Consider the following 24,459-nt stretch of genomic DNA (forward strand, 5'->3'; position numbering starts at 1 on the left):
GGTTAAATAGCAACAAACTTTACGAAAACAACCTTAAGAAATTAATTGTGTCATATAAAGCAAGTGTTCAGAAGTTTAGCTGAATACTTAATTTGGCAACTATCCATTTTATTTAAGCCCATTTTAACAATTTCTCCCCTCTTTTTGTAGCAAATGTTCCATAATATTATTTTCCTCTTTTCAAATGAGTATTATATAGGACTTTTACCCCTGTTCATTTGTTATTGAAGATAGTTACGTATACATTTCAAATTTTTTCCGTATACTGTTACTACCATAAACTAAATAATTTCCCCACTACAACATGCATACTTTCTTATTATTAAGAGGGAGTGGAATCGATGAATTTTAAACATAACTTGTTTGAAAAAAGGAACAGTTTGGCAAGGATTTCACATGATGAGTTGAATGCAGTGAGTTTACTGGCAGCAGGGATAAATGATTTATTGCCAACTGGCATCAGCAGCCGTCCAGTTGTGTTCGTCTGTATCGGAACTGACCGTTCAACAGGCGATTCATTGGGCCCACTTGTTGGAACACTTCTTGAGGAAAAAAAGCCTTCACCCTTTTTCGTATATGGAACATTAGAAGATCCAATCCATGCTGTAAACCTGGAAGAAAAACTGAATGAAATTAAAAAAAGGCATTTCAATTCTTATATTATCGGAATCGATGCTTGTTTAGGGCGCCTAAAAAGTGTCGGATTTATTCAAGTGGGTGAAGGCCCTGTGAAACCTGGTGCAGGAGTCAATAAAGAGCTTCCAGAGGTTGGGCATATGCATATTACAGGAATTGTAAATGTTAGTGGCTTTATGGAGTTTTTTGTGTTGCAAAATACAAGGCTCAATCTTGTAATGAAAATGGCAAAAATTATTGCGGACGGAATTTACGAAGCAAGCTTAACGTACCGGCCGAAACAAATTTTTTCTACATTAAAATGGAAATTGGATGATGAACAAGAACAAATGACATAAGGAGAGGCGTATTTCCCCTCCTTCTTATTTATTCATGCAGATTTGCTTTAACTTTATTCAGCAGAAGTCTCTCACTTCTATAAGTGGCGAGATGAATGCAAACAGGGATTCAAGCCCCGGCTGAATAAAGTTTAGCTCCGGCGAGTGCCTTAGATTTTTTAAAGGAAATTATCGGGCAAGCTAAGGTAAAAATCTGGGCGCAAATACGCTAAGGCGAATTTGATCAAAGTTGCACTCAAAAGTATAATTTGTAAAAATAAATTCCTGTTACAGCAATCCCTGTTACGACAATACTCGGCAGTAAGTTGGCAACGCGAATTTTTGTGATCCCAGCTAAATTTAATCCGATTGCAAATAGCATCACGCCGCCTGTTGCGGTTATCTCTTTAATAAAGCTATTCATAAATTCCGGTGGCACAAAACGGTCGATTTGCATGGCGAATAAAGCAATCAAGCCTTGATAGAGGATAACAGGTACAGCTGAAAAAAGAACACCGATTCCAAGTGTAGTCGTCAAGATTAAGGCGGTAAAACCATCTATGATTGATTTTGTATAAAGCACACTATGGTCGCCTCTAATTCCGCTATCTAATGCGCCAAGGATCGACATAGCGCCAATCACAAAAATTAAAGTAGCTGTTACAAATCCTTGTGAGATGCTACCTTGGCCTTTTGAGCCAATCTTGCTTTCAAGCCAGTCTCCGAGCACGGTTAACTTATCTTCCAAAGCAAAATATTCACCTAGCACAGCGCCAAAAACAAGACTGAGTATGACCACTAAGAAATTCTCGCCCTTAAAGCTCATTTGCAGACCGAGCACCATAACAGCCAAACCAATTGCATGCATGACGGTTCCTTTTATGTTCTCAGGAATCTGGTGAAATAACTTCCCTAATAAAGTCCCAATAATAATTAATAATCCATTTACAAGCGTACCAATTAGAAACATCTTCTTCACCTTATCTAGTGTATTTCGGAGCTCGAATTATGATTACACTACACTACCATGAAACACAATTGTTTTACAACCATTTTTTTGAAAATTAGAATAAAAAAATAAACCATCCCCATGATGGTTTAAGAAGAATACTTCGTCGCTTCTAACAGTTCTATGATCCGCTCTAAGTCTTCTTTTGAAAAAAACTCGATTTCTATTTTCCCTTTATTTTTGCTTTTCTTGATATGAACATTTGTCCCAAATCTTTCACGGAGAACGGTTTCTCGTTCCTTAATAAAGATATCTTTTTGTTGTACAGGCTTCTTTGTTTCACGTGAAACATTATCATTCAGTTTCTGGATCAGGTGTTCAAGTTGCCGTACGTTTAAGCCTTCTTTTATTATTTTCTCCACGATCGCTGGAAGCTTATCTTTATTTCGCAACCCTAAAAGAGCCCTGCCATGGCCCATGGATATTTTCCCTTCCGAAATGTGCGCTTGGATTTTAGGGGGAAGGGAGAGCAAGCGAATATGGTTTGCAATATGCGGCCTGCTTTTTCCAAGACGTTTTGCTAGTTCCTCTTGGGTTAATTTCAGCTTTTCCAGTAAAAGCTGGTAAGCAGCCCCTTCTTCAATTGGCGTTAAATCTTCCCGCTGCAAGTTTTCTAAAACAGCGAGTTCCATCATTTGTTGTTCATTCAATTCCCGCACGACGACAGGAACGGTTTCTAATTTTGCTTCCTTTGCCGCACGGTACCGTCTTTCGCCAACTACAATTTCATAGCCCTTTATGCTTTTTCGAACAATGATCGGCTGGAGAATCCCGTGCTCAATAATCGATTGTTTTAACTCTTCAATTGCTTCCTTCTCAAATATTTTACGTGGCTGATAAGGATTGGGCCGCAGCTCTTTGATTTTTACCTGTCTAACCGACTCTTCGGGTTCGGTTTCCATATTCGAAAAAAAAGCGTTCAGTCCTTTTCCTAAACCTTTAGCCATTCGAAACAACCTCCTTTGCCAGATCTAAATACACTTCAGCCCCTCGGGACTTAGGATCATATGTAATAATCGGTTCACCATGGCTCGGAGCCTCACTTAGTCGAATATTTCGCGGAATAATCGTTTTATAGACTTTATCCTGAAAGTACTTTTTAACTTCTTCAATTACCTGCAGGCCTAAATTTGTCCGTGCATCAAGCATTGTTAATAATACACCCTCAATTTTCAAGTCATTATTTAAATGCTTTTGTACGAGCCGAACGGTATTCAGTAGCTGGCTAAGTCCTTCTAGTGCGTAGTATTCACATTGCACAGGAATAATCACGGCATCTGATGCTGTCAGCGAATTGAGAGTAAGTAATCCTAATGAGGGAGGACAGTCAATAATAATATAATCAAAATCCGCCTTAATCTCTTCCAATGCTCGTTTTAATCGAACTTCTCTCGATATCGTCGGCACTAATTCAATTTCCGCCCCTGCTAACTGAATAGTTGCAGGAATCACATATAAATTTTCGACTGAAGTTGGTTTAATCACCTTTGCCGCTTCAACGTCATCAACTAGGACATCATAAATACACTGATTCACTTCGGCTTTTTCTATTCCAACCCCGCTTGTAGCATTACCCTGGGGATCAATGTCAACCATCAATACTTTCTTCCCTATGTATGCCAAGCACGCGCCAAGATTAACAGAGGTGGTTGTTTTTCCTACCCCTCCTTTTTGATTGGCAATTGCAATAATTTTGCCCACGATGTCACCTACTTTCCTCTCAAATTAAGCTTCTATTAATTGAACATCATATTTTATATTTATAAAAATCAATAAAGTCATATAGCTACAAAGTAAACTCGCATTCACGTATTCTATTTTATCATGAAAAAGACGCAAGAATATTTTTTTTATTTAAAATAGGAAGAAATGAAGAACTGGAAGGGATTTGCAGGGATAAAAAAAGATGAGAAACTAAACAACTTAGAGGTTTAATTTCTCATAGGGGATTTTATTAAGGCGCTATTAGACAATATTGTGGATCTTCGCGGAAACGATTTACCTTCCAAAGGCTAAGTTTTTCTAACGCAAAAAAGGCTATCGAAAGGTCTATCGTCCCGCTAATATGTAATTATCAACATTTCACGAACAACGTATTTTTTTAAAATTTGAGTGTTTATTTCTTTTTAGGAATTTTAATTGTGAACTGATAGAACTCCTCGAATTCTTCTTCCTGGGCATCTAAATTAATTCCGCTCTCTGAAACCATTGTTAAAGATTGGCGGATCGTATTGACAGCAATACGCATGTCTTTGCTGAAAGCCTTTCTTTTTGGCTTCGGTTTTGAATTATTTTGTTCGAGCAATTTAACAACGCGGTCTTCTGTTTGCTTCACATTTAAATTTTTTTCGATGATTTCCTCGAGCAAATTCACTTGCTTTTCAGGATCTTTGAGCGGGATTAGTGAACGTGCATGGCGCTCTGTAATTGCTTTGCATAATAAAGCATCCTGTACTTGTTGGGGCAGCTTTAAGAGCCTAAGCTTGTTGGCAACCGTGGACTGCCCTTTCCCTAAACGCTGTGCCAGCGCTTCCTGGGTTAAGTTATGCAATTCCAAAAGCTTTCCATATGCAATGGCCTCTTCAATTGGTGATAATTCTTCTCGTTGCAGATTTTCAATTAAAGCAACTGAAGCCGTTTCTGTATCATTTAAGTCCTTAACAATTGCCGGAACCTCATCCCAGCCTAGCTTCTTCATTGCCCGCCATCTGCGTTCACCAGCAATTATTTCAAACTGCCCATTTTCTATTTTCCTGACTACAATCGGTTGAATAATCCCGTGTATATGAATCGTCCGTGACAATTCCTCTATTCTTTCATCATCAAATACCGTTCTTGGCTGAAAACGGTTAGGAACAATATGATCAATGGGAATTTTCTTAATCTCTTCAAATTCCCCAATCTTCTCAGTATTCATTTGTTCTTCTAGCTTTTCCGATTCAACTTGTTCTCCCTTTTCGCCTAGGCCAAAAAAGCGTGAGAAAGAATGCTTCATCACCCTGCACCACCTTTACGAAACTCCCTATTACATATTCTCTATAAAAATGACAAGTCCTGCCGAACATTTGCATTATTAGAAATAAACCAGCCTAAAAAGAGGATGATAAACCTCCTAATTTCGGAGGAATTACTTTGGAAGGCTGTTTTCGTAAACTTTGTTGCTTTTTAACTAAAAAGTGGTGTAATTGATTTCCGCTCGAGGATGCTCGCTTTCCGCGAGGCGGGCGGTGAGCATCCTCAAGCACTAAGCCTGTGGGGTCTCACCTGTCCCGCTATTCCTGCAGGAGTCTCGCACCTTCCGCTCCAATCAACTTTATACAAACTCTATTTAAAAATAAGAATCATTTAGAAAACAGCCTTTTGGTAAAAGTAAGTAAAGTATTAGCCCAATCAAATTATGCCATATTTTCATGAAAAACGTAACATTATTCAATCGGAGTCTTGTTTGGTGTACCCGGTTTCCTTGGGTACTTTTTAGGTGTTGCCTTTTCTTTATTAATAATTAAAATATTCCGTTCACTTTCTTCTTGAGGCAGTGTAAAAGAATAAGATTGTTCAAGTTTACCACCAAGAACGGCAATAGCCTTTTTCCCTGTATCCCATTCTTCCTTTGCACTTGCACCCTTCATAGCGATAAACGTGCCGCCCACTTTGACAAGCGGCAAGCAAAGTTCGCTAAGTACAGAGAGCCTTGCTACGGCACGCGCGGTTACTGCGTCATAAGCCTCACGGTGTTCCTTTTTCTGACCAAATGTTTCAGCCCGGTCATGGATAAAACGGACGTTTTCCAAACCCAGTTCTTTAGCTAAATGCTCTAAAAAGCCTATCCGCTTATTTAAAGAATCTACAATCGTAATATGTAAATGCGGAAAGGCAATTTTAATCGGTAAGCTTGGAAATCCTGCACCTGCCCCGACATCACAAATATGCAGAGGCTGATTAAAATCAAAATAAAATGCAGCAGAAATGGAATCATAAAAATGCTTTAAATAAACTTCCGGCTTATCCGTTATGGCCGTTAAATTCATCTTTTCATTCCATTCCACTAATGTAGAATAATACGTTTCATATGCTTGAATTTGCTCGGGCGAAAGGGTGATTCCTTTCGCCGCAAGCATTTCAATAAATTGTTCTGTATTCATGGGCCATCCTTTCCCGACTCAGATGATAAGAAAGTTTTAATTTTTTGAGCATAGGTACCGTCCTCTTAAAAGCGGTAGCTTTTAGGAGGAGCACTTACGCTTTCGTGATTATCCCCTTGACACCCTTGCAATTCGGCCTTGCTCTAAATAAACAAGTAAAATGGAAATATCAGCAGGATTTACCCCGGAAATTCTTGAAGCTTGTGCGATTGATAATGGCAATACTTCTTTTAAATTTTGTCTTGCTTCTGATGCGAGGCCGTTTATCGCGTCATAATCAATATCCTCCGGAATCTTTTTGTCTTCCATTTTCTTCAACCGATCTACTTGCTGGAGAGACTTTTCTATATAGCCTTCATATTTAATTTGGATTTCCACTTGCTCTTCGATTTCATGATCAAGTGATACCTCACTTGGAGCAAATTGTGAAATATGCTTATACGTCATTTCGGGCCTTTTTAAAAGATCGGATGCGCGAATTCCATCTTTTAATTCACTTCCTCCTAGGCTCTTGATTAATTCCTGAACCTCATTGGACGGTTTAATAATAATGCTTTGGAGCCGTTTTTTCTCCGACTCAATGGCTTCTTTTTTTGCTGAGAATTTTTTGTAGCGTTCTTCACGGATTAGACCGATGGAGTAGCCAAGCTCTGTTAAACGTAAATCGGCATTATCATGGCGCAGTAATAACCGATATTCTGCACGGGAAGTAAGCAAGCGATAAGGTTCGTTCGTCCCTTTTGTGATGAGATCATCAATCATAACCCCAATATAGGCATCCGAGCGGCTCAAAATGACCTCAGCTTTTCCTTGTGTCCGTAAGGCAGCATTTATTCCAGCCATTAGACCCTGCCCTGCTGCTTCTTCATAGCCAGAAGTTCCGTTAATTTGTCCAGCAGTATAGAGATTTTTAACTTTTTTAGTTTCTAGTGTCGGCCATAATTGTGTCGGGACGATTGCATCATATTCAATTGCATATCCAGCACGCATCATTTTTGCATTTTCTAAACCTGGAACACTTCTAATAAGCTTATGCTGCACTTCCTCCGGTAAGCTCGTTGATAAGCCCTGGACATACACTTCCTGTGTATTTCGTCCTTCCGGCTCCAAGAAAATTTGATGGCGCGGTTTGTCATGGAAACGGACCACCTTATCTTCAATGGAAGGACAGTAACGCGGACCTCGACCTTTGATCATTCCCGAATACATCGGTGAACGGTGGAGATTATCATCGATTAGCTTATGTGTTTCTTCACTTGTATAGGTCAACCAGCATGGAAGCTGGTCTGTAATAAATTCTGTCGTCTCATATGAAAAAGCTAGCGGTGTATCATCGCCAGGCTGGATTTCCGTTTTACTATAGTCAATTGTGTGACTGTTCACCCGTGGCGGTGTACCTGTTTTAAAACGGTCTAAATCAAATCCAATTTCCTCTAGATGTTCCGAAAGCTTGATGGATGGCTGCTGATTATTAGGACCGCTTGAATATTTCAACTCACCTAAAATAATTTCTCCTCTTAAAAATGTCCCCGTTGTGATAATAACAGCTTGAGAGGAATAGACCGCACCAGTTTGGGTGATCACACCTTTACACACACCGTCTTCCACAATCATCCGTTCAACCATTCCTTGAATAAGTGTTAGATTGGGTTCATTTTCAAGGGTCTTTTTCATTTCATGCTGATACATAAATTTATCTGCCTGAGCTCGTAATGCCCGAACAGCGGGACCTTTTCCTGTGTTAAGCATTCGCATCTGGATATGGGTTTTATCGAGGACCTTCCCCATTTCTCCCCCTAATGCGTCGATTTCCCTGACAACGGTTCCTTTCGCCGGACCTCCAACAGATGGGTTACACGGCATAAAGGCAACCATATCTAAATTAATCGTAATCACTAATGTCTTAGCTCCGAGACGGGCTGCAGCAAGGCCAGCCTCACACCCTGCATGCCCTGCCCCGACCACTATGACATCATAATTCCCAGCTTCATATGGCATGAAGATGCCTCCTTTTTTTAATAAGCGCTGTTAAACAATATTGCGGACATAGTCGCTGGATCGATTTACCTTCCGAGAGATGGTTAAAAAACAATGCTCCTGCGCCAAAGCATATTCGAGGAAGCTTTGTTTAGCTCGTCGCAAGGCAGCACGTAATAACTCATCGAAGTTAAGCCATGATGTGATTGAAGTCAGTTGACTTGCTATCGCAAAAAAGGCTCTTGGAAGGACGATCGCCCCGCTAATAGGCTTTATAAGAACCTGCCCCTTTTCTACATTCATAGGGGGTAGCTCTGACTAGCTAATTTATTTCCCTAAACAAAATTGCGAAAATAACTGGTCAATCAGGCTTTCATGGACACTATCACCGATAATTTCACCGAGCAGCTCCCATGTTCTCGTTAAATCAATTTGAACGATATCAATAGGTGTCCCCATTTCCACAGCCTGTAGAGCTTCTTCAATCGATTGCATTGCCTGGTTTAATAGGGCAATATGGCGGGTATTCGATACATACGTCATATCCCCTGCTTCAATGGAGCCTTCAAAAAACAGCGAAGCAATGGCTTCCTCGAGTTCATCTACACCCCTATCTTCTAATAAAGACGTAGTAACTAGTTTATGTTTATTAGAAAGTTCATGTACAGTATCCATATCAATCATTTGCGGGAGATCTGTTTTATTTACGATGACGATGACATCCATGTCTTCAACAGCTTTAAATAAATTTTTATCCTCTGCAGTCAAATCATCTGCGTAGTTGAGAACAAGCAAAATAAGATCTGCTTCTTTTAAAACTTGCCGGGATTTCTCCACACCAATTCGTTCAACGATATCTTCTGTTTCTCTGATCCCTGCTGTATCTAATAATCGTAATGGCACACCGCGGACGTTAACATATTCTTCGATCACATCCCGCGTCGTTCCGGGAATATCTGTGACAATCGCTTTATTTTCTTGGACAAGACTATTCAATAATGACGATTTCCCTACATTTGGGCGCCCCACAATCACAGTTGATAAGCCATCCCGCAAAATTTTCCCCTGCTGAGAAGTACGGAGCAGCTTCTCAATTTCATTTTTAACATAAGAAGCTTTTTCTAATAAAAGATTATGAGTCATCTCTTCCACATCATCATATTCCGGGTAATCAATATTCACTTCTACATGTGCAAGCGTCTCTAATATGTCTTGGCGCAGCTTCCGAATGAGTTTTGAAAGTCGCCCTTCCATCTGACCAAGTGCTACATTCATCGCTCTGTCCGTTTTCGCCCGAATTAAATCCATGACTGCTTCGGCTTGAGATAAATCAATTCGTCCATTTAAAAAGGCCCTTTTTGTAAACTCACCGGGTTCCGCAAGCCTAGCCCCATTATTTAAAAGCAGCTGCAGAACGCGTTTAACTGAAACTAAGCCACCATGGCAATTAATTTCAATAACATCCTCTTTCGTAAAGGTTTTAGGCCCTTTCATGACGGACACCATTACCTCTTCTGCGACTTCATCCGTCTTTGGATCAATAATTTGACCGTAATGGATCGTATGAGAGGCCACCTCTTTAATCCTTTTTCCGCCTACCCCTCGGAATAGTTTGTCCGCAATATCAATTGCCTGATCCCCGCTCAATCGAACAATGGCAATCGCTCCCTCACCCATTGGCGTCGAAATAGCTGCGATTGTATCAAATTCCATATTTCCACCTCTTCTCACTTACACTTATCTATAAAAATCGTTATTCTATGGCAATTCCCCAAATAAATAGAATAGCACATGCTTTTTTTTTCGAAAAGCGCTAAACACCGACCGACTATTTTCACTTAGCCGCTTTTATCCACATCCAACAAGATTTAATATGCTCTATTTTAACTTATCCACATGTGAATAACAATAAAACCAATGATAATTAACATTTCCCCTATGTTTTTTGCCTAAAAAAAGACCGGGTAACTTTTACCTGGCTTCTGACAATAATTTGAACTATATATTTTATGGCAGTTTAAGTTTTATTATCAACTATGACTGATTTTTAATCGACTTGAGCTTTTTTATATCGATTTTTCGACAAAAAACTATAATTCGACTCCATTCTTAACTAAAAAAAGTTATAAAAAAATCCCAATCCAGCGGATTGGGATTTTGAACTATTTTAATGGTGAAATCACAAGATGACGATGCGGATCGTTTCCGCTGGAATAGGTTTTAATCCGTTTATTATCCGCCAAAGCCGAATGAATGACTTTTCGCTCATATGAAGGCATCGGTTCTAAAGCAACATTTTGACCCGACTTAATCGCTTTTTGGGCGAGCCTTTCAGCCAGTTGAATAAGCGTATCATTCCGTCTTTTTCGGTAATCTTCAGCATCGAGCAATACATTTATATATTGATCAGAATAGCGATTAATGACTAGTTGAGTTAAATATTGCAAAGAGTTTAACGTTTGGCCTCGTTTGCCGATTAAAAGGGCAATTTTCTCGCCTGTTAAAATAAATTGAATGTTTCTCCCATCCGCTATTAATTCAACCTCGATCGGAGCTCCCATTTTTTCACCAATATCAATAAGGAACTTCTTACCTTCTTCAATTGGGTCAAATTTCATTTCGACTTTCACAACTGCAGGACGCGAGCCAAAGATACCGAAAATCCCCTTTTTACCTTCGTCAACGATCGTAATCTTTGCACGTTCTTCCGTTGTTTGTAACTGAGCTAAAGCCGAATTGACAGCTTCCTCGACGGTAACACCGCTAGCAGTTACTTGTTTCACTTTTTTGCTCCTCCTGAATTCCCGGTTGCTGCAGCTTTCTTCAGCTCCGGACCTTTAATGAAGTACGTCTGAACAATCATAAAGATATTTCCTACTACCCAATATAATGAAAGGGCAGCCGGGAATTTAACGGCAAAAACAATAATCATAATCGGCATGAGCCAAAGCATCATGGCCATTTGCGGATTTTGATTTGCAGTTCCAGCCATCATCATTTTTTGCTGAATAAAGGTCGTGACACCCGCGATCAATGGCAATAAATAAATAGGGTCTGGAGAACCAAGTTGAAACCATAAGAAATCATGTGCTTTAATTTCTTGCGTACGAGAGATCGCATGATAGAACCCAATTAAAACTGGCATTTGTACAATTAATGGGAAACACCCGGCTAGCGGGTTAACCCCATGCTGTTGGAATAATGCCATCGTTTCCTGCTGAAGCTTTTGTTGAGTCTTTTGGTCTTTTGAGCTGTATTTCTCTTTCAATTTTTGCATTTCAGGTTGTAATGCCTGCATTGCTTTGGAACTTTTCGTCTGTTTAATCATTAAAGGCAGCATGACTAAGCGAATGATAATTGTGACGAAAATGATGGATAATCCAAAACTTCCACCTGCGAGTTCAGCAACCTTTATAATGAAAAGTGAAAGTGGATAAACGATATACTGATTCCAAAAGCCCACACTCTCAGATGTAATCGGTGTATTGATCTCCGTACAGCCAGATAAAAGGGCCATAATGAAAAGCAAACCGATCATTAGCAATATTCTTCTCTTCAAACGTGTTTTCCTCCTTACTGCTTAGAAAATAGTTCTATACATTTATTCATTATTTCCACACCTTTTCCTGCTATATCCATTCAAACATAAGAAGCCGAGCCAAATACACCGCTGAACAAATGAAGGATTCAGAAGGTTACGGAAAACAAATCTACATGTATTTTAACATTATTTATTAAGGCATGTCTTTAATATAAGCAGTTTTGCAAGTCAAATTATTATTTATTCAAAACTTTAGAAAGCTTTAATACATGGGTAAGACTTTTTTTTATTTCATGGAACCCCATATCAGCTACAGGCTTCCTAGCAATAATAATTAAATCGAGATGGGTATGTACTTCATTCTCCATTTCATGAAAAGCCTGGCGGACATATCTTTTTATCTGATTTCTCTTTACTGCATTCCCAATCTTTTTACTGACAGAAAGGCCAATTCGGAAATGCTCCTGACTAGGCTTTTTAAGTGAATAAACAACAAATTGGCGATTTGCAAATGACTTGCCTTTCTTAAAGGCTTCCTGGAATTCTTTATTCTTTTTTACACGATATTCTTTTTTCATCGCCATTCACCTTCAATCCGAGATCCTATGCTATCAAATTTAACATAGATTATGGAAAAAAAGACCACTGACGTTTCAGTGGCCTAAGCAGATAATACTTTTCTTCCTTTACGACGACGACGAGCAAGGACATTACGTCCGTTTGGACTGCTCATACGACTGCGGAATCCATGAACTTTACTTCTTTTACGTTGGCTTGGTTGAAAAGTTCGTTTCATTATATGACACCTCCCTGAGGAATAGCTGTTAAAGACAGTCTTACTAATTATAGAGATGTAACTAGAAAGTTGTCAACTCTTCATTAATCCAATTCTTTTAAAATTGCGTAAAGCTTTTCAATATCACCATTTATTATGTTTTTGAAAGGCTATTTTCGCATATATTGTTGTTTTAGCCTACAAAGTTTGCCCGTTGATTTCCGCTACGGGCAAATCAACACAGATTATTAAATAAAAATCACATTATAAAAGCAATAAACTTTACGAAAAGAACCTTTTAAAAAAACACCAGAATCGATTAACAACTGATCCGTAATCATTTCATTCATAAAGTGACTTAACTAATAACCTGAAAAGTCCACTTAGAAATTTTAACCTCTTTTTGTATTTCTGTCACCAGCAAATTTGTTTTTTTCAAAAGTAATTTTCTCCAATTCCAAAAAGCAATGAAGCTAGAAAACAATCTAACTTATAGAAGCTTCCCCTTCATAGTTCCTCCAAAACCATGCTGTGGATAGTTTTCGACAGATTTTTTATTATCCACAACATATATTGACAGGTTTTTCACACATACATCCCTTGTGGACAATTTCTATACACACAATGTTAAGGTTGTGGATAAAATAAGAAAAACCATTGCACCACTTAGTATTATCTGTTATCATAATTGTGTTTTCACTCTTAATAAATCTATGTGCATAACTCATTTATCCACAGATTGTGGATAGACTGTGGACAGGTTATTCAACGGGTCTGTAGAACGTTGTCCACAGACCGGGGATATTGTCGAAACCCTACTTAACTTCCTTATTATATACTTATCCACATTAGCAGTTTCAGAAATGATCGCAGATTACGGGGAATAACTCCCCCAACAAATGAAAGTTATTTTTATTTATAGGTTGTAGAGCTTTTGTATAACCTATAATTTTTTTGCATGAAATAAAAAAGCGTAATGTTTGAGCTAAATATAACAACATCGACACTAGTATGTCCTACACGCTTTAACTTAGACACAAAAATGCAAAGGAGGGATATGTATTGGAGAACATTGCAGATCTTTGGAATAATGCTTTAGCTAATATCGAAAAAAAAATTAGCAAGCCCAGTTATGATACGTGGCTAAAATCGACGAAGGCCCATTCTCTTCAAGGGGATACTTTAGTCATTACAGCTCCGAATGAGTTTGCCCGAGATTGGCTTGAAGAACGCTATTCCCAACTGATCTCTGGAATTCTCTATGAAATAACTGGAGAAGAATTAGCTACAAAATTTATTATTCCTCAAAATCAAAATGATGAGGATCTCAATCTGCCGAATTCCCCAAGAAAAGGGGGAAAAGAGGATGACCAGCCTGAATTACCTATGAACATGCTTAATCAAAAGTATACATTTGATACATTTGTGATTGGATCAGGGAACCGCTTTGCGCATGCCGCATCCCTTGCAGTAGCTGAAGCACCAGCTAAAGCATATAACCCGCTATTTATTTACGGGGGAGTTGGTCTTGGTAAAACTCACTTAATGCACGCCATCGGTCATTATGTTTTAGAGCATAATCCATCTGCTAAGGTTGTCTATTTATCCTCTGAGAAATTTACAAATGAATTTATTAACTCAATTCGTGACAATAAAGCAGAGGATTTTCGCAATAAATATCGAAATGTGGACGTACTTCTAATCGATGATATTCAGTTTTTAGCTGGAAAAGAACAAACACAAGAAGAATTTTTCCATACTTTTAATACATTGCATGAAGAAAGTAAGCAAATTATTATTTCAAGCGATCGTCCACCAAAGGAAATTCCAACACTTGAAGACAGGCTGCGTTCTAGATTTGAATGGGGACTTATTACCGATATTACCCCCCCTGATCTTGAAACAAGGATTGCCATTCTCCGCAAAAAGGCAAAAGCAGAAGGATTGGATATTCCTAATGAAGCCATGCTCTATATAGCCAATCAAATTGATTCCAATATCCGTGAATTAGAGGGAGCCCTAATACGTGTAGTCGCCTATTCCTCATTAATTAACAAAGACATTAATGCAGATTTAGCAGCTGAAGCCCTTAAAGACATCATTCCAAGCTCAAAGCCGAAAGTAATTACTATCCTAGATATCCAAAAGGTTGTGGGCGAACATTATAATGTGAAACTTGAGGACTTTAAAGCAAAGAAGAGAACAAAATCAGTTGCCTTCCCACGTCAAATTGCTATGTATTTATCACGGGAATTAACAGATTTCTCACTGCCAAAGATTGGCGAGGAATTCGGTGGAAGAGACCACACGACAGTAATCCATGCGCATGAAAAAATCTCAAAAATGATTCAAACTGATACTCAATTTCAAAAACAGCTTAAGGAAATTAATGAAATCCTGAAAGTATAATGTGCATAACTATGACAAACTTACACACAGTCTGTCCACATGTGGATAGGCTGTCTTTCCTTTCGAAAAATTGGGTTATCCACATACTAACAGGCCCTATTACTACTTCTATTATTTTTAAAAGAAAAATATATACCTAAAACGTAATAAAAAAATGTTTAAAACGGAGGATTAAAAAATGAGATTTATAATCCAACGGGATCGTTTAGTTCAAAGTGTTCAAGATGTGATGAAAGCAATAACGAGCCGAACGACTATTCCGATATTAACGGGTATTAAAATCGTTGCCACTGAAGAAGGCGTAACATTAACAGGAAGTGATTCTGATATTTCTATCGAATCATTCATTCCTAAAGAAGATGCTGAACATGAAATTGCTGAAATCAAACAGCCTGGTTCGATTGTTCTCCAAGCCAAATTTTTTAGTGAAATTGTAAAGAAGCTGCCAACTGATACGGTTGAAATTCATGTAGAAAATCATCTATTAACTGTGATCCGCTCTGGTAAATCTGAATTTAAGTTAAACGGTTTAGATGCTGAAGAATATCCGCTTCTGCCACAAATAACAGAAGAAAACATTTTTAAAATCCCGACAGATCTTTTAAAAGCGATGATTAGGCAAACTGTCTTTTCGGTGTCCACCTCAGAAACACGCCCTATCTTGACAGGTGTAAACTGGAGAGTGGAAAATAGCGAATTAACCTGTATTGCAACAGATAGTCATCGCCTTGCATTAAGAAAAGCGAAGATTGAAACGGAGACGAATGAAAATTATAACGTGGTTATCCCTGGAAAGAGCTTGAATGAATTAAGTAAAATCCTGGACGATAATAATGACTTAATTGAAATTGTTATTACGGAAAACCAAGTTTTATTCAAAGCAAAGCATTTATTATTTTTCTCAAGATTGCTGGAGGGGAATTACCCTGATACATCCAGGCTAATCCCAACTGAAAGCAAAACGGATGTAGTTGTTAGTACGAAGGAATTTTTACAAGCGATTGATCGTGCTTCTTTATTGGCTAGGGAAGGCAGAAATAATGTCGTCAAATTTACAATTATTGAAGATGGGGTCATTGAAATTTCCTCCAATACGCCTGAAATTGGGAATGTTGTCGAAGAGCTGCAAAGCAAAGCCGTAGAGGGAGATGAGTTGAAAATTTCCTTCAGCGCGAAATTTATGATGGATGCGTTAAAAACATTAGAAGGACCTGAAATTACGATAAGCTTCACAGGGGCGATGAGGCCATTTGTGATTAGGCCGATCAATGATGATTCCATCCTTCAGTTGATTTTGCCAGTAAGAACGTATTGAGAATAAAGCTGCTAGCGTTAGCTAGTGGCTTTTCCTTTTAACAGGTATCAGGCAACGTCTCATCCAAGCAGAAATAACTGCGAAAATAATGGCAATTGTCTATTCTTTGTGTATTAGCTAATTATTTAGTAAAATAAAGTATTAGATCCTATTCTAGAAATTATTTTATTTTATTCGTTGTATCGCAAACTGGTCATTTGGTTTAGCCATAAAAATAGATCAGTAGTACCGGAACGTATAAGTCATGCAATAGGAAAGAGTGAAAATATGACAGAAATAAAAATTGATACAGAGTATATTACCTTAGGCCAATTCCTAAAGGCTTCGGATTTAATCCAAACTGGAGGAATGGCCAAATGGTTTTTAGGTGAATATGAAGTGTTTGTTAATGGTGAACAAGATCAGCGAAGAGGAAGAAAGCTTCGGTCAGGAGATAAACTTGAGATTCCTGGCTTTGGTTCATTTGTCATCGTTTAGAAAATGTATCTTTCTAAATCCAGTTTGTCGCCCGAGAAGCGGCGTTTTACGCTTTTAATAGCTAAAAGGATGTAGCGTCTATGCATATAGAGCATTTATTTTTGAAAAATTATCGGAATTATGAAGACTTGGAAGTTCAATTCGAAAATAAGGTCAATGTCATTTTGGGAGAGAATGCCCAGGGGAAGACAAATGTCATGGAATCCATTTATGTACTAGCTATGGCAAAGTCACACCGTACATCAAATGACAAAGATCTTATTCGCTGGGACGAAGAGTATGCTAAAATAGAAGGACGGATCCAAAAAAGGAACGGATCATTGCCGATGGAGCTAATTATCTCCAAAAAGGGGAAAAAGGCTAAGTGCAACCATATTGAACAGCAAAAGCTAAGTCAATATGTCGGAAATATGAATGTTGTCATGTTCGCGCCTGAGGATCTTCACCTTGTGAAAGGGAGCCCTCAAGTAAGGCGCCGCTTTATTGACATGGAAATTGGGCAGGTTTCTCCTGTTTATTTACATGATATCAGCCAGTACCAAAAAATCATGCAGCAGCGCAATCACTATTTGAAGCTTCTGCAAACAAAAAAACAGACAGATCATACGATGCTGGAAATATTAACAGAACAATTTATTCAAACAGCTGTTAAAATTGTTTCAAAACGTTTCGAATTTCTAAGATTGCTTGAAAAATGGGCAATGCCGATACATGAAGGGATATCTAGAGGACTTGAAACTTTGAAAATAGAGTATAAGCCGTCCGCTGATGTATCAGAACAACAAAATTCGTCGAAAATGGTAATGGCTTACGAGGATAAGTTTTCTAAAATTAAAAATAGAGAGATTGAACGAGGTACAACAATGTTTGGGCCGCATCGGGATGACCTGCTTTTCTTTGTAAATGGACGCGATGTACAAACATTTGGCTCCCAGGGTCAACAACGGACAACAGCCCTATCTGTCAAGCTGGCTGAAATTGAATTAATTCATTCCGAAATTGGCGAATATCCGCTTCTTTTGCTTGACGACGTTCTTTCGGAACTTGATGATTATCGTCAATCTCATTTGTTAAATACAATACAAGGTAAAGTACAGACCTTTGTAACAACTACAAGTGTTGATGGAATTGACCATCAGACTTTGAAAGAAGCCGCTGCGTTTAATGTTGAAGCTGGAAGAGTTAATAAGATTCAATGAGGTGAGAGCTTGTACATCCATGTAGGTGAAGATATTTTAGTACGTTCGAGGGATATTGTCGCCATCATAGATAAAGAAAGCGTCAACTCTTCTAAATATGTGGAAGAGTTTTTAGACCGTCGGGATGATGCTGTCATAAATCTCTCAAAAGGGTCTTTCAAATCAGTAGTCGTAACCACTGAAAAAATTTACTTTTCTCCCTTGGCTTCTGGAACATTAAAAAAGCGTTCCTATAAATTAAATGTCCATGATTTTTGATTATCGACATTTGTATAGATTTATTCTTTATTCATTTTATTTTAATAATCAGTGTCAAAGTGCAATGTTGATTTTTGCACCCTGTTGATTGGAGCGGAAGGCGCGAAGACTCCTGCGGGAATACGGGACAGGGGAGACCCCGCAGGCGCGAATGCGACGAGTAGGCTCCCCGAACCGCCCGCGGAAAGCGAAGCGCCTGGAGTGGAAATCAACAGACAAATTTAACAGAGCATTTATTTTAATAATCGGTGTCAATGAAGTTATGCAACGGAAAGTGTAGGTGATCGATGTGTCAATGGAGCAAGAGGCGGTGCAGGAACAATCCTATGATGAGAACCAGATACAGGTTCTAGAGGGACTTGAAGCAGTCAGGAAACGCCCAGGGATGTATATCGGTTCAACAAGTGCTAAAGGTCTTCACCATCTTGTCTGGGAGATTGTTGACAACAGTATTGACGAAGCATTAGCCGGATATTGTTCAGAAATTAATGTGTGTATAGAAGGCGATAATAGTATTACAGTTACGGATAACGGACGCGGGATCCCAGTAGGAATTCAAGAGAAAATGGGCCGCCCTGCTGTTGAGGTTATTATGACAGTTCTTCACGCTGGAGGAAAATTTGGCGGAGGAGGATATAAGGTTTCTGGGGGCTTGCACGGGGTTGGGGCTTCTGTCGTAAATGCCCTTTCGAAAGAATTGGAAGTATATGTCCATCGTGATGGGAAAATACACCATATTAAATTCGAGCGTGGCGCTCTAGTTACCGAACTTAAGGTGATTGGTGAGACTGACCGTACAGGTACAATTATTCATTTCAAACCCGACCAAGAAATCTTTACGGAAACAACAGAATACGATTATGAAACGCTTGCGAACAGAATTCGTGAATTAGCCTTCTTAAACCGAAACCTTAAAATTACGATTGAGGATAAACGTGAAGAGGATAAGAAAAATGAATATATGTATGAAGGCGGAATTAAGTCGTATGTAGAACATCTGAATAGAACAAAGGAAGTGCTTCACGAAGAGCCAATCTATATTGAGGGCGAACGAGAAGGGATTTCAGTTGAGGTTTCAATTCAGTATAATACCGGATACACGGGCAATATTTATTCTTTCGCCAATAATATTAATACGTATGAAGGCGGAACACATGAAGTCGGCTTTAAAACTGCTTTAACAAGAGCAATTAATGACTATGCAAGAAAGCATGGCATTTTTAAAGAGAATGATGCTAATCTTTCAGGGGAAGATGTCCGAGAAGGATTGATTGCGATTGTGTCTATTAAACATCCGGACCCCCAATTTGAAGGACAGACGAAAACAAAGCTTGGCAACTCGGAAGTTCGAACGATAACAGATACAATTTTTTCTGAAGCTCTCGAAAAGTTTTTATTAGAGAATCCATCAGTTGCTCGGAAAATCGTCGAAAAAGGGCTCATGGCTGCTCACGCGAGACTAGCAGCTAAAAAGGCCCGTGAACTTACAAGAAGAAAGAGTGCTCTAGAAGTATCAAGCCTACCTGGAAAGCTAGCAGATTGCTCGTCAAAAGATGCTTCTATTTCCGAACTCTATATTGTTGAAGGTGATTCAGCCGGCGGTTCGGCGAAACAAGGACGTGACCGGCACTTCCAAGCAATTCTCCCATTAAGAGGTAAAATCCTCAATGTAGAGAAGGCACGGTTAGATCGAATTCTTTCAAACAATGAAGTAAGAGCCATGATTACAGCTGCTGGAACGGGTATAGGGGAAGATTTTGATATTTCAAAGGCCAGATACCACAAGATTGTGATTATGACGGATGCGGATGTTGATGGTGCTCATATTCGAACATTGTTATTAACTTTCTTTTACCGCTATATGAGACAAATTATTGAGGCTGGTTATATATACATTGCTCAGCCCCCATTATATAAGGTTCAGCAAGGCAAGAAAATTGAATATGCCTACACTGGGCCCCAGTTGGAAGCAATTCTTAGTGGTCTACCAAGTCAGCCAAAGCCCAATGTGCAGCGTTATAAAGGTTTAGGAGAAATGAACCCTGGACAGCTTTGGGAAACGACGATGGACCCGGAAACAAGAACACTTTTGCAGGTAAATCTTGAAGATGCAATTGAAGCGGATGAGACATTCGAAATTTTAATGGGCGATAAAGTCGAACCTCGCCGTCAATTCATTGAAGAAAATGCTTTATACGTGAAAAACTTAGATATATAAAGTTGTTTTTAATAATTGTTTTATGAATTAGGGGACTTTGGATCATTTCCAAGTCCCTTTATAAGGGAGGCTATTAAATGGCTGAAACTCCGAAGCCCCGCGTAAAAGAGATTAATATTAGTCAGGAGATGCGCTCATCCTTCCTTGACTATGCGATGAGTGTAATTGTGTCCCGTGCCCTTCCGGATGTCCGGGATGGGTTAAAACCGGTTCATCGCCGTATTCTATATGCAATGCATGATCTAGGTATGCACGCAGATAAACCATATAAAAAATCCGCACGTATTGTTGGGGATGTTATTGGGAAGTACCATCCACATGGAGATTCTGCGGTTTATGAGACAATGGTGCGTATGGCACAGGATTTTAACTATCGTTATATGCTCGTTGATGGACATGGCAATTTTGGTTCAGTAGATGGCGATTCTGCAGCGGCAATGCGTTATACAGAAGCGCGCATGTCTAAAATATCTATGGAGCTTTTAAGAGATATCAATAAAGATACCATTGACTATCAAGATAACTATGATGGCGAAGAAAGAGAACCTGTCGTCATGCCTGCTAGGTTCCCTAATTTACTAGTCAATGGAACCTCAGGGATTGCTGTTGGAATGGCTACTAATATTCCGCCGCATCAGCTAGGAGAGGTCATTGACGGGGTTTTAGCGATCAGTAAGGACCCTGAAATGACCATTCAAGAATTAATGGATATTATTCCTGGCCCAGACTTTCCAACCGCAGGAATGATTCTTGGACGAAGCGGAATCCGGAAAGCGTATGAAACTGGAAGAGGCTCGATCATTTTAAGAGCAAATGTAGAAATTGAGCAAAAGGCAAATGGCAGAGAGGTTATCGTTGTCAATGAAATTCCTTATCAAGTTAACAAAGCGAAACTGATCGAAAGAATTGCCGAACTTGTTAGAGACAAAAAGATTGATGGAATTACAGATCTTCGGGATGAGTCTGACCGCGACGGAATGCGAATTGTCATTGAAGTCCGCAGAGATGCCAATGCCAATGTTCTGCTAAATAACTTATATAAGCAAACAGCAATGCAAACGAGTTTTGGAATCAATCTCCTTGCATTGGTAGATGGTGAACCAAAGGTATTAAACTTAAAGCAATGCTTAGTGCATTATCTTGACCATCAAAAGGTCGTCATCCGCCGCAGAACTGAATTTGAATTAAGGAAAGCGGAGGCACGTGCCCATATCCTTGAAGGATTACGAATTGCACTCGATCACTTAGATGAGGTTATTGCTTTAATTCGCAGCTCTCAAACGACGGATATTGCCCGCGAAGGATTAATGACAAAATTTAATCTTTCCGAGAAGCAGGCGCAGGCAATCCTTGATATGCGTCTCCAACGCCTAACGGGGTTAGAACGTGAAAAAATCGAAGATGAGTATGCGAGTTTAGTAAAGCTAATTGCCGAACTTAAAGCGATTCTGGCGGATGAGGAAAAAGTTCTTGAAATTATCCGTGAAGAGTTAATAGAGATTAAAGAACGCTTTAATGATAAGCGCCGCACGGAAATTGTCGCGGGCGGAATAGAGCAAATTGAGGATGAAGATCTTATTCCTCAGGAGAATATTGTTATCACATTGACCCATAAAGGCTATGTTAAACGCCTGCCGGTATCGACTTACCGTGCCCAAAGACGCGGTGGCCGCGGAATACAGGGGATGGGGACTAATGAAGATGATTTTGTTGAGCATTTAATTACCACTTCCACTCACGATACTATTCTGTTCTTTACGAATAAGGGAAAAGTTTATCGTGCGAAAGGGTACGAAATTCCTGAATTTAGCCGAACCGCAAAAGGGATTCCGATTATAAATCTTCTCGGCATTGAGAAAGATGAATGGGTCAATGCCATTATTCCAGTGGAAGAGTTTGCTGACGATTGGTTCTTATTTTTCACAACTAAAAAAGGGATTTCTAAGCGTTCCCCACTCACTTCTTTTGCTAATATAAGAAATAACGGGCTCATTGCATTGAATTTAAGAGAAGACGATGAGTTAATCTCTGTCCGGTTAACAGATGGTACGAAAGAGATTATTATCGGTACAAGTAATGGGATGCTTATCAGATTCCCTGAAGACGATGTTCGTTCAATGGGACGTACCGCAACGGGTGTGAAGGGAATCAGCTTAAGAGAAGAAGATGAAGTTGTTGGAATGGAAGTTCTAGAAGAAGATACACAAATATTAATTGTTACGAAAAATGGATATGGCAAGCGCACCCCTTCCGAGGAATATCGTATTCAAGGCAGAGGCGGAAAAGGGATCAAGACTTGCAACATTACAGAGAAAAATGGAAGCCTGATTTCCATGAGAGCTGTCACAGGCGAAGAGGATCTGATGCTCATTACAACTGGCGGTGTTCTAATTCGGATGGCAGTAAGCGACATTTCAACGATGGGACGAAATACTCAAGGTGTGAGACTCATTCGATTGGATGAAGCGCAAAATGAATTTGTAGCTACTGTTGCAAAGGTGGAAAAAGACGAGGATAAATCAGAGGATGAATTAACAAAGCCACTAGAAAGTGCTGATTCTCTCCCAACTGAAGAAGAGAGCGATGAGCAAGAATAAGATTAAAGAAAAGAGGGACACAAACTTTGTGTTCCTCTTTTTTGATGAAATAAAGTAGAATGGTATTAAAGACTCATTACGTTTGGAGTGAAAATAGTGCGTGTAAAAATAAAAGAACTTCAAGAAGGCTGTATTTTATCTGAAGATGTGTACAGCTTAACGAATCGGCCAATCATTAGCAAAAGGACCATTCTGTCTGACGAATTATTAGAAATATTAAAGGTGTTCCAAATTGAAGTTGTCGAAGTTGATAAAATGCTTGTGAATGGGCTTCCATACATCCCTAAGGAAGTTGTAGATGAAGAACGAAATAATTCGCAGGGAGTGCCTTCTGGAGAGGAACTTAGTCTAGAAGATATGTTTCTAATTGGCGTTCAGAATTATAAAAGGGAATTTAAAGGCTGGCAGTCTGGTATGTCAATTGATATTTCAAAAATTAGAAATATCATGCTCCCTCTCGTGGAAAAATCAGAAGCATCTCCATCTGATCTGTTCTCTCTCCACCATTTATCTACAAATGAAGAATATTTATATCAGCATTCTGTTGCAGTCGGTCTAATAAGTGCCTTTATTGGGAAAAAGTTAAAATTAAGCAAAGGGGACATTGTGCAGCTGGCTATAGGAGGCTGTCTATCCGATTCAGGAATGGCGAAAATTAATCCGACCATTTTAAATAAAAATACGTCATTGACGTTGGAGGAATTTGAAGAGATTAAAAAACATCCTGCCTACAGTTATAAAATGGTTCAACACATATCCCTTCTAAAAGAAAATACAAAGATTGGGATTGTCCAGCACCATGAAAGGCTCGATGGGAGCGGGTATCCATTTGGAGAACAAAATAATAAGATTAATATATTTGCAAAAATGATTGCCGTTGCTGATACCTTTCATGCAATGACTTGTAAAAGGCTTTATCGGCGGAAGCAATCTCCTTTCAGAGTTTTGGAAATGATGATCCAGGATAGCTTTGGTAAATATGACATTGCTGCTATAAGAGCACTAGGATCAGGTATAATGACATTTTCAATCGGTAGCAGTGTGAAATTATCAGACGGGCAAGTTGCTGAAATACTGTTTATAGAAGAAAATTCACCAACAAGACCTTTAATAAAAGTGACGGATACTGGTGAGATTATTCATTTAGAAAAGAATCGGCAATTATTTATAGAAGAAGTACTTCAATAGACTGCCGATGAGCAGTCTGTTTTTTAGAAGGTTGGTAGAATAATGATTAAACTAGCAGAAAGTCCATTCGTTTTGAAATGACAAGCTTAGCCGAGAAAAGCATCTTATAATTTATAAAATGATGAAAAAGATTTTTATGAGAAACACTTGCATTTAACACATTAGGCTGTTATTATTATACAAGTCAGCAAGAACACAATATTCTTTTGAAAAAAAGAAATAAAAAGATGTTGACATCATTTAAAGTAAATGATATATTAATAAAGTTGCTTCTAAGCGACAACAAAAGAAAATTTTGCTCTTTGAAAACTGAACGAACAAAAACGTCAACGTTTAAAGTTTTATTTTCGAGCTAATCTTACTCTTTATTGGAGAGTTTGATCCTGGCTCAGGACGAACGC

General features: G+C 38.9%; 21 protein-coding genes. 9 read left to right on the forward strand and 12 right to left on the reverse strand.

The window, feature by feature from the left end:
* Positions 1–341 precede the first annotated feature (341 nt).
* Positions 342–974 carry a spore protease YyaC gene (gene yyaC, locus BGM26_RS20340; protein ID WP_217042115.1) on the forward strand — a complete coding sequence of 211 codons (633 nt, stop codon included), beginning with the start codon at positions 342–344 and terminating at the stop codon, positions 972–974.
* Positions 975–1,209: 235 nt separating this feature from the next.
* On the opposite strand, the gene BGM26_RS20345 is transcribed toward yyaC, so the two are convergent.
* The 12 genes from BGM26_RS20345 to rpmH form a co-directional block, all read right to left on the reverse strand.
* Positions 1,210–1,923: a DUF554 domain-containing protein gene (locus BGM26_RS20345; RefSeq protein WP_217042116.1), complete on the reverse strand. Its 714-nt coding sequence runs from the start codon at positions 1,921–1,923 to the stop codon at positions 1,210–1,212.
* 128 nt (positions 1,924–2,051) lie between these two features.
* Positions 2,052–2,909: a ParB/RepB/Spo0J family partition protein gene (locus tag BGM26_RS20350; RefSeq protein ID WP_217042117.1), complete on the reverse strand. Its 858-nt coding sequence runs from the start codon at positions 2,907–2,909 to the stop codon at positions 2,052–2,054.
* Positions 2,902–3,663, reverse strand: a complete 762-nt coding sequence (locus BGM26_RS20355) for a ParA family protein (protein ID WP_217042118.1) — start codon at positions 3,661–3,663, stop codon at positions 2,902–2,904. The genes BGM26_RS20350 and BGM26_RS20355 overlap by 8 nt, the downstream gene beginning before the upstream one ends.
* Positions 3,664–4,078: 415 nt before the next feature.
* Complete coding sequence (gene noc / locus BGM26_RS20360) at positions 4,079–4,957, reverse strand: nucleoid occlusion protein (protein ID WP_217042119.1); 879 nt, start codon at positions 4,955–4,957, stop codon at positions 4,079–4,081.
* A 430-nt stretch (positions 4,958–5,387) separates the two neighbouring features.
* Positions 5,388–6,104 carry a 16S rRNA (guanine(527)-N(7))-methyltransferase RsmG gene (gene rsmG, locus BGM26_RS20365; RefSeq protein WP_217042120.1) on the reverse strand — a complete coding sequence of 239 codons (717 nt, stop codon included), beginning with the start codon at positions 6,102–6,104 and terminating at the stop codon, positions 5,388–5,390.
* Between the two features lie 108 nt (positions 6,105–6,212).
* Positions 6,213–8,102 carry a tRNA uridine-5-carboxymethylaminomethyl(34) synthesis enzyme MnmG gene (gene mnmG, locus BGM26_RS20370; protein ID WP_217042121.1) on the reverse strand — a complete coding sequence of 630 codons (1,890 nt, stop codon included), beginning with the start codon at positions 8,100–8,102 and terminating at the stop codon, positions 6,213–6,215.
* Positions 8,103–8,132: 30 nt separating this feature from the next.
* A complete protein-coding gene (locus BGM26_RS20375; protein WP_217042122.1) occupies positions 8,133–8,384 on the reverse strand; it encodes a hypothetical protein in 252 nt (83 codons plus the stop codon).
* Positions 8,385–8,408: 24 nt separating this feature from the next.
* A complete protein-coding gene (gene mnmE, locus BGM26_RS20380) occupies positions 8,409–9,794 on the reverse strand; it encodes a tRNA uridine-5-carboxymethylaminomethyl(34) synthesis GTPase MnmE (RefSeq protein ID WP_217042123.1) in 1,386 nt (461 codons plus the stop codon).
* A 449-nt stretch (positions 9,795–10,243) separates the two neighbouring features.
* Complete coding sequence (jag, locus tag BGM26_RS20385; RefSeq protein ID WP_217042124.1) at positions 10,244–10,864, reverse strand: RNA-binding cell elongation regulator Jag/EloR; 621 nt, start codon at positions 10,862–10,864, stop codon at positions 10,244–10,246.
* Entirely contained in the window at positions 10,861–11,640 is a 780-nt protein-coding gene (spoIIIJ, locus tag BGM26_RS20390; RefSeq protein ID WP_217042125.1) for a YidC family membrane integrase SpoIIIJ, read from the reverse strand. The genes jag and spoIIIJ overlap by 4 nt, the downstream gene beginning before the upstream one ends.
* 218 nt (positions 11,641–11,858) lie before the next feature.
* On the reverse strand, positions 11,859–12,200 hold the full coding sequence (gene rnpA, locus BGM26_RS20395; protein ID WP_217042126.1) for a ribonuclease P protein component: 342 nt from the start codon (positions 12,198–12,200) through the stop codon (positions 11,859–11,861).
* A gap of 83 nt (positions 12,201–12,283) precedes the next feature.
* Complete coding sequence (gene rpmH, locus BGM26_RS20400; protein WP_217042127.1) at positions 12,284–12,418, reverse strand: 50S ribosomal protein L34; 135 nt, start codon at positions 12,416–12,418, stop codon at positions 12,284–12,286.
* Between the two features lie 1,041 nt (positions 12,419–13,459).
* On the opposite strand from rpmH, the gene dnaA reads away from it, so the two are divergent.
* From dnaA to BGM26_RS20440, 8 genes are all read left to right on the forward strand, one after another.
* Positions 13,460–14,806: a chromosomal replication initiator protein DnaA gene (gene dnaA / locus BGM26_RS20405; RefSeq protein ID WP_217042128.1), complete on the forward strand. Its 1,347-nt coding sequence runs from the start codon at positions 13,460–13,462 to the stop codon at positions 14,804–14,806.
* A gap of 178 nt (positions 14,807–14,984) precedes the next feature.
* Positions 14,985–16,121 (forward strand): DNA polymerase III subunit beta, encoded by a 1,137-nt coding sequence (gene dnaN / locus BGM26_RS20410; protein WP_217042129.1) that lies wholly within the window; start codon positions 14,985–14,987, stop codon positions 16,119–16,121.
* A gap of 267 nt (positions 16,122–16,388) precedes the next feature.
* Positions 16,389–16,598 (forward strand): S4 domain-containing protein YaaA, encoded by a 210-nt coding sequence (gene yaaA / locus BGM26_RS20415; protein WP_217042130.1) that lies wholly within the window; start codon positions 16,389–16,391, stop codon positions 16,596–16,598.
* An 80-nt stretch (positions 16,599–16,678) separates the two neighbouring features.
* Positions 16,679–17,797, forward strand: coding sequence for a DNA replication/repair protein RecF (recF, locus tag BGM26_RS20420; protein WP_217042131.1), 1,119 nt, complete (start codon positions 16,679–16,681; stop codon positions 17,795–17,797).
* Between the two features lie 9 nt (positions 17,798–17,806).
* Positions 17,807–18,055 (forward strand): extracellular matrix regulator RemB, encoded by a 249-nt coding sequence (remB, locus tag BGM26_RS20425; RefSeq protein WP_217042132.1) that lies wholly within the window; start codon positions 17,807–17,809, stop codon positions 18,053–18,055.
* A gap of 295 nt (positions 18,056–18,350) precedes the next feature.
* Complete coding sequence (gyrB, locus tag BGM26_RS20430) at positions 18,351–20,273, forward strand: DNA topoisomerase (ATP-hydrolyzing) subunit B (protein WP_217042135.1); 1,923 nt, start codon at positions 18,351–18,353, stop codon at positions 20,271–20,273.
* Positions 20,274–20,350: 77 nt separating this feature from the next.
* Entirely contained in the window at positions 20,351–22,870 is a 2,520-nt protein-coding gene (gene gyrA, locus BGM26_RS20435; RefSeq protein ID WP_217042133.1) for a DNA gyrase subunit A, read from the forward strand.
* Positions 22,871–22,966: 96 nt separating this feature from the next.
* On the forward strand, positions 22,967–24,058 hold the full coding sequence (locus BGM26_RS20440) for an HD-GYP domain-containing protein (protein WP_367949376.1): 1,092 nt from the start codon (positions 22,967–22,969) through the stop codon (positions 24,056–24,058).
* Positions 24,059–24,459 lie beyond the last annotated feature (401 nt).

This window comes from Bacillus sp. FJAT-29790 (assembly GCF_019039215.1).
Taxonomy (GTDB): Bacteria; Bacillota; Bacilli; order Bacillales; family Cytobacillaceae; genus Cytobacillus.